This is a genomic window from Rossellomorea oryzaecorticis (assembly GCF_038405515.1).
Taxonomy (GTDB): Bacteria; Bacillota; Bacilli; order Bacillales; family Bacillaceae_B; genus Rossellomorea; species Rossellomorea oryzaecorticis_A.
Map to the genome: position 1 here is coordinate 1 of NZ_JBBYAF010000074.1, position 7,167 is coordinate 7,167.

The 7,167-nt window shown below is 45.3% G+C and carries 8 protein-coding genes; all 8 read left to right on the forward strand.

The window, feature by feature from the left end; all coding sequences use genetic code 11:
- The first annotated feature begins 250 nt into the window (after nucleotides 1–250).
- Entirely contained in the window at nucleotides 251–1,660 is a 1,410-nt protein-coding gene (gene pabB, locus AAEO50_RS20655) for an aminodeoxychorismate synthase, component I (protein ID WP_425383238.1), read from the forward strand.
- Nucleotides 1,657–2,244: an aminodeoxychorismate/anthranilate synthase component II gene (gene pabA / locus AAEO50_RS20660; protein ID WP_341986259.1), complete on the forward strand. Its 588-nt coding sequence runs from the start codon at nucleotides 1,657–1,659 to the stop codon at nucleotides 2,242–2,244. Before pabB ends, pabA begins: the two co-directional genes overlap by 4 nt.
- Nucleotides 2,244–3,131 (forward strand): aminodeoxychorismate lyase, encoded by an 888-nt coding sequence (pabC, locus tag AAEO50_RS20665; RefSeq protein WP_341986261.1) that lies wholly within the window; start codon nucleotides 2,244–2,246, stop codon nucleotides 3,129–3,131. The genes pabA and pabC overlap by 1 nt, the downstream gene beginning before the upstream one ends.
- On the forward strand, nucleotides 3,115–3,948 hold the full coding sequence (gene folP, locus AAEO50_RS20670) for a dihydropteroate synthase (RefSeq protein ID WP_341986262.1): 834 nt from the start codon (nucleotides 3,115–3,117) through the stop codon (nucleotides 3,946–3,948). The genes pabC and folP overlap by 17 nt, the downstream gene beginning before the upstream one ends.
- Nucleotides 3,941–4,300, forward strand: a complete 360-nt coding sequence (gene folB, locus AAEO50_RS20675) for a dihydroneopterin aldolase (protein WP_341986263.1) — start codon at nucleotides 3,941–3,943, stop codon at nucleotides 4,298–4,300. Before folP ends, folB begins: the two co-directional genes overlap by 8 nt.
- A 1-nt stretch (nucleotide 4,301) precedes the next feature.
- Nucleotides 4,302–4,829 carry a 2-amino-4-hydroxy-6-hydroxymethyldihydropteridine diphosphokinase gene (gene folK, locus AAEO50_RS20680; protein ID WP_341986264.1) on the forward strand — a complete coding sequence of 176 codons (528 nt, stop codon included), beginning with the start codon at nucleotides 4,302–4,304 and terminating at the stop codon, nucleotides 4,827–4,829.
- Nucleotides 4,781–5,005 (forward strand): helix-turn-helix transcriptional regulator, encoded by a 225-nt coding sequence (locus AAEO50_RS20685; RefSeq protein ID WP_341986265.1) that lies wholly within the window; start codon nucleotides 4,781–4,783, stop codon nucleotides 5,003–5,005. Before folK ends, AAEO50_RS20685 begins: the two co-directional genes overlap by 49 nt.
- Nucleotides 5,006–5,268: 263 nt before the next feature.
- Nucleotides 5,269–6,756 carry a lysine--tRNA ligase gene (lysS, locus tag AAEO50_RS20690; RefSeq protein WP_341986266.1) on the forward strand — a complete coding sequence of 496 codons (1,488 nt, stop codon included), beginning with the start codon at nucleotides 5,269–5,271 and terminating at the stop codon, nucleotides 6,754–6,756.
- Nucleotides 6,757–7,167 lie beyond the last annotated feature (411 nt).

The following is a 7,167-nucleotide window of genomic DNA, read 5'->3' on the forward strand; positions in this document are numbered from 1 at the left end:
GTCTAGCTCTGGGGCTTAGAGGCACATGTCATAAGTCAAACCGACCAAGAAGGCAAAGAACGCCTTCGTGGTCGATTCGCCTTATGCCACCCGCCCGCGGAAAGCGAAGTCTTCCACGGAAATCAACAGCGGCATTTTAGGGTACGTTTCTTTAACACGACAAAACGCCCGCTTCCAAACTTTCAACAGTGAAACCTTCCCCAACTTCATGTATCATGAAAATAGATAAACTAGTAGGAGTGTGAAGGAAGTGCAGCACCTATATTTTCAAAAAAACCGTACAACGAAAGAACAATTTTTTTCAGCATATGAACAGCTTAGCAAGCATCACTCACATCATGTTTTGCTGGAAAGCGGTCGAGGTGGACGATATAGTGTTGCCGGACTTCAGCCTAAAGCGGTATTGGAAAGTGTTAATGAAGGACTTAAGATTCAAGGTGAGAAAGAATGTGAAATAAGACCAGGGGACCCGTTGATCGAATTGGAAAGGTGGCTCCAGCCGTTGAAAGCGGAGAGAGAGCCGTGCCTTCCTGATTTTCAGGGAGGAGTCATCGGTTTTTTAAGCTATGATTACGCAAGGCGAATCGAGAACCTCCCTGTTCTGAGTAAAGATGACCTCCATATTCCCGAGGTGTATTTCTTTTATCTGGAGCAGTGGGTTGTATACGACCATAAGGAAGAAATGCTATGGACGATGATCCTTTCACCTGATGACGAGAACGCTCCACAAGAACAGCTTGAAAAATGGACTTCATTATGGGAAGGGCATCTAGCAGAGAAAAAAGCGGAAGAGACAGCGCTGACAAACAACATTGTCTCTGATCTTGAAGTCTCTATGGACGAAGAACAATTTTCAAAAGCCGTAAAGAGAATTCAAGACTATATCTCACAGGGAGATGTGTTTCAAGTCAATTTATCGGTGAGACAGTCCCAGGAGCTGGGCGCAGAGCCATTCTCCGTTTATAAGAAACTTCGGGAGCTGAACCCCTCTCCTTACATGAGCTACATCCACACTCCGGAATTCCAGATTGTTTCAGGGTCACCCGAGCTGTTGGTGAAGAAAAAGGGGATGGAAGTGAGCACAAGGCCGATTGCCGGTACGCGTTCCCGAGGAAAAGACGCCGCTGAAGATGAAGCATTGGCACGTGAACTCATTGACAATGAAAAAGAACGTGCAGAGCATGTCATGCTGGTCGACCTTGAACGGAATGACTTGGGAAAAGTGTGCAAGTACGGAACGGTGGAAGTCAATGAATTCATGGTCATTGAAAAGTATTCGCATGTGATGCACATCGTTTCAAATGTTAGAGGAACACTAGATGAACAAAAAACAGGGGCCGATGTCATCCGTTCCGTTTTTCCGGGAGGTACGATTACAGGTGCGCCTAAAATAAGGACGATGGAAATCATTGAAGAACTCGAACCTGTGAGAAGAGGCATTTACACGGGTTCAATCGGCTGGATCGGTGTGAATGGCGACATGGAACTAAACATTGTCATCCGCACGATGCTCGTGAAAGAGAATGAGGCATATATCCAGGCGGGTGCAGGTGTCGTCATCGACTCGAATCCGAAATATGAATACAAAGAATCGCTGAAGAAAGCCAAGGCTCTTTGGGTAGCAAAAGCCATGGCGGAAGGAAAAGGGGAACGCCCATGATACTCATGATCGATAACTATGATTCATTCACTTATAATCTTGTTCAGTTTCTAGGGGAGCTGGGCGAAGAGCTGGTCGTCAGGCGGAATGACGAGATTACAATTACGGAAATAGAAGTGATGTCCCCCGATTACTTGATGATTTCCCCCGGGCCCTGCAGTCCGAATGAAGCGGGGATCAGTCTTGAAGCCATTACGCACTTTGCCGGTAAAATCCCGATCTTCGGCGTATGTCTCGGACATCAATCGATTGCCCAGGTATTCGGGGGGGACGTCATCCGTGCCGAGCGGCTTATGCACGGGAAGGTATCGGACATGCACCATGACGGTAAATCGATTTTTCATGGAATGCCGAATCCTTTCGAAGCGACAAGGTATCATTCCCTGATTGTAAAACGGGAAACCCTTCCGGACTGTTTTGACATCACAGCAGAAACCTCCCAAGGCGAAATCATGGGCATTCGCCATAAGGAACTCGCGATCGAAGGCGTGCAGTTCCACCCCGAATCGATCATTACTCAGGAGGGGAAGAAACTCTTGAAGAACTTCCTTGAGACCTATAAGAAAGCCGAGCTGCTGGGATAATGTATATCTTTTTGAATGGGAACGTCGTTCATCAGTCAGAAGCGTCCATCTCGCCTTTTGATCATGGTTACTTGTACGGTTTGGGTGTTTTTGAAACATTCCGGACGTATGGCGGCCACCCATTTCTGCTGGGAGATCATCTGGCCAGACTAAGGAGCGGACTTGAAGCCCTTAATATTGAAGCAGACATACAGGAAGAAGAGGTAAAGCAGGTTGTAGGCACACTTTTAAGGAAAAATGGCTGGGAAGATGCTTACTGCCGGTTGAATGTGTCAGGCGGACCGGGTGAAATAGGGCTGCAGACTGCCCCTTACGAAGATGCCACCATCATTCTTTTCCAAAAAGAGTTACCGCCTTCAATGCCGCTTCATGAAAAGGAAGGTGTGTTCCTCCAGTTGAGAAGAAGTACTCCTGAAATAGATGAAAGATTGAAGTCTCATCATTATCTCAACAATCTCGCTGCCAAAAGGGAAATCGGCCCTTCCCCGGACAAGGAAGGAATTTTCCTTACAGACGAGGGTTATGTATGCGAAGGCATCACCTCGAATATCTTCTGGGTCAAAGAAGGAGTGATTCATACTCCTTCCATTGAAACGGGTTTGTTGAACGGGATTACAAGACGGTTCATTATGGCCCTGGCACATCAACTGCACATACCTGTCCGTGAGGGGCTGTATCGTGAAAGTGATCTTGAATCTGCAGACGAAGTATTCTTTACGAATTCCGTACAAGAAATTGTACCGGTACACAAGGCCGGGAATATAAGGTTTGCAGGGCGTAACGGAAAGTATGTCAACATGCTGCATGAACATTACCGGAAATACGTGAGGTATTTACATTCCATTGAAGACATGAAAGAAGGGAATCATCATGCCACAAACGATTAAATGCGGAAAGTATGAATTGGATTACTACAGCAAAACCCTCATCATGGGCATCCTCAACGTCACACCGGATTCTTTTTCTGACGGAGGTTCATATGACTCTGTCCAGAAGGCGGTGGAGCGTGCCAGGGTAATGGTCGAAGAAGGGGCTCACATCATTGATGTCGGGGGTGAATCGACACGTCCGGGGCATACCCCTGTTTCTGCTGATGAAGAAATCGCGAGGGTTGTCCCGATCATAGAAGCTCTTGTCAAAGAAGTGGACGTTCCGATCTCTATCGATACGTATAAAGCGGAGACGGCCAGAAAAGCGATCGAAGCGGGTGCCCATATCATCAATGATGTATGGGGGGCAAAGAAGGACCCGTTCATGGCAGAAGTCGCGGCTGAAAAGGGAGTGCCCATCATCCTTATGCACAATCGAATGGATAACGAGTACGGGAATTTCATGAGGGACGCGATTCAAGACCTGCAGGAAAGTATCGCCCTCGTGAAAAAGGCAGGGGTCAAGGATGATCAGATCATTCTCGACCCAGGTATCGGTTTTGCCAAAACATTCGAGCAGAATCTTGAAATGATGAGGCGCGTTGATGTGCTCGTTTCCCTTGGTTATCCGGTCCTATATGCCACCTCGCGTAAAAGAGTCATCGGCCATGTGCTGGATCTGCCGGTTGAGGAACGTGTGGAAGGAACAGGAGCGACTGTATGCTGGGGTATCCAGAAAGGCTGCCAGCTCGTACGTGTCCATGATGTCAAAGAAATGGCGCGAATGGCGAAGATGATGGATGCGTTGATGGGAAAGGAGAGGCACAATGGATAAAATCATATTGAATGAAATGGAGTTTTACGGATATCACGGGGTTTTTCCGGAAGAAAATAAGCTGGGTCAGCGATTCCGTGTCAGCGTGGAACTGCATCTCGACTTAAGAAAATCGGGACAAAGTGACGACCTTGAGGATTCCGTCAACTATGCGGATGTATATTCTATCTCAAAGTCAGTGGTTGAAGGTGAACCCCTTAATCTCGTGGAAGCGGTGGCTGAAAGGATCTCCTTTGAAATACTGCGCACATTTTCTGTCGTTGAAAGCTGCAAGATCACATTGATCAAGCCTGATCCACCCATTCCCGGTCATTACCGGTCAGTGGCGGTGGAAATCACGAGGAGTCGATAACATGAAAAACATCGCATATATTTCTCTCGGATCCAATATGGGTGAGCGGGAGACTTATTTGGAAAAAGCCATTAATATCCTCCACAGTCATGGTAAAATAGATGTATTAAGAAAATCGTCAATTTATGAGACGGATCCAGTAGGTTTTACTGAACAAGGTACATTTTTGAATATGGTGATTGAAATTCGTACGGATTTAAGTCCAGAAATACTGTTGCAGCAATGCTTGCAGGTGGAATATGACCTTGGGAGAAAAAGGGAATTCAAATGGGGACCGAGAATAATAGACCTTGACATTCTGCTTTATAATCATGAAAAGATTGAATCGGAGAGTCTTCTCGTCCCTCATCCAAGGATGCAAGAGAGAGCTTTTGTCCTCATACCGCTTTTAGAGCTTGAACCGTCTATCGGGCATCCAGTACTTGGAACCCCGTTCAATCACTTTCTGGACGAAATACCTGACAAAGAAGGAGTTCGGTTATGGAAACAGATAAATGGGGAAGACGCGTACGTGCATTCAGAAAACTAAAAGGTTTCACGCAGGAAGGACTTGCTAAGGAACTGGGTATCTCTGTCTCCGTGCTCGGGGAAGTGGAGAGAGGGAGCCGCATCCCTAAAGAAGACTTCCTTGTGAAGGTGGCAGAAGTTCTTGGTATTGCGATTGAGGACCTGGATCCTCAGGGTGAGTTGGAACGTAGTGAATAATCCGTCACGTGATAAATAGATTGAAATCTGTTATTCTGAAAAGGCTGGATTCCATTCATGATTCCCATCATGGACGGAGCGGCCTTTTTTAGATGAACTTTATCACGATATCGGTGGGCCTCCTTTGGCACACGCGGGACAGTTTTCATAAAGAACTGGAACTTTAGGGGTGTTACAAACGCGGATATTGTGTAAAATAGTATGGTATATATTCGTATCAGTCTAGTAAAGCAGGAAAGCAGATAGAATAGGAGTGAAAATACATGAGTCACGAAGAAATAAATGACCAGTTTCGCGTAAGGCGTGAAAAAATGGAGTCTATCCGCGAAAAAGGAATGGATCCGTTCGGTAAACGTTTTGACCGCACACACAGCTCATTAGAGATCAAGGAACAATACGATGAGTTTTCAAAAGAAGAGTTAGAAGAAAAAGAGATTACGGTAACGATCGCCGGCCGTATCATGACAAAGCGCGGAAAAGGAAAAGCTGGATTTGCTCATCTGCAAGATTTAGAAGGACAAGTCCAAATCTATGTGCGTAAAGATGCAGTAGGCGAAGAAGCCTATGAGTACTTCAATACAGCAGACCTTGGTGATATCGTCGGTATTACAGGGACAGTTTTCAAAACCAAAGTAGGAGAGCTTTCAGTTAAAGCGAAAGAATTCACCCTGCTGACAAAAGCGCTGCGTCCTCTACCCGAGAAGTTCCACGGACTGAAAGACGTAGAACAACGCTACCGTCAGCGCTACCTGGACCTGATCACAAGCCAGGAAAGCAAAGAGACGTTCATCGCCCGCAGCCGGATCATTCAATCGATGAGAAGATACTTAGATAACAACGGATACCTTGAAGTAGAAACACCAATGATGCATTCCATCGCGGGAGGGGCATCTGCACGTCCGTTCACGACACATCACAATGCACTTGATATGCCGCTGTATATGCGTATCGCAATTGAACTTCACTTGAAGCGCCTGATCGTCGGAGGCCTTGAAAAAGTATATGAAATCGGCCGCGTATTCCGTAATGAAGGGGTGTCTACAAGACACAACCCTGAATTTACAATGATCGAGCTTTATGAAGCATATGCAGATTACCGCGATATCATGGCACTCACTGAAAACCTTGTTGCCCATATCGCCAAAGAGGTATTCGGTTCTACAACAGTTCAATACGGGGATTATGAAGTGAACCTTGAGCCTGAGTGGACCCGCCTTCATATGGTAGACGCCGTAAAAGAACATACAGGAGTAGACTTCTGGAAAGAAATGTCCGATGAAGAGGCACGTGCACTTGCTAAAGAACATGGCATTGAAATTAAAGACAATATGCAATATGGCCATGTCGTAAATGAATTCTTTGAACAAAAAGTAGAAGACAAGCTTATTCAGCCTACATTTATCTACGGCCACCCAGTGGAAATCTCTCCACTTGCGAAGAAAAATGATGATGACCCTCGCTTCACTGATCGTTTCGAATTGTTCATTGTAGGCCGTGAGCATGCAAACGCGTTTACAGAGCTTAACGATCCGATCGATCAAAGAGAACGTTTTGAAGCTCAGCTGAAAGAAAGAGAAGAAGGTAACGATGAAGCGCACATGATGGATGATGACTTCATTGAAGCATTGGAATACGGTATGCCTCCAACAGGTGGTCTTGGAATCGGGATCGACAGACTGGTTATGTTGTTGACCAACTCCCCGTCCATTCGTGATGTATTACTGTTCCCGTTAATGCGTCATCGTGATTAATATCGTTTATTATAGAAAGCAGCGGCTTAAGATGGCCGCTGTTTTTTCTTCATTATGGAAGGTATGATTTATTACAGGTCATTAATTTAATAAGTTCTGCTAAGCCAGTTTAATATAGTACAAAGGTGGAATAACATATAAGAAATGTAGAATTATACTTTGAATATAAAAAGTAAAAAAAGATGAAAAAAACTCTTGCGCCAATGTTTATATGGTGGTATATTATTATCTGTTGCCGCAAAACACGGCAAACATCACAAAAAACTTTTTAAAAAAGTTATTGACACCACGGTGTTGATGCTGTAGTATTTAAAGGGTCGCTTCAAACGGAGCACACAACAAATTGAACCTTGAAAACTGAACAAAACAAGACAATACGTCAACGTTAATTCTAGATTTACCGCAACGAGT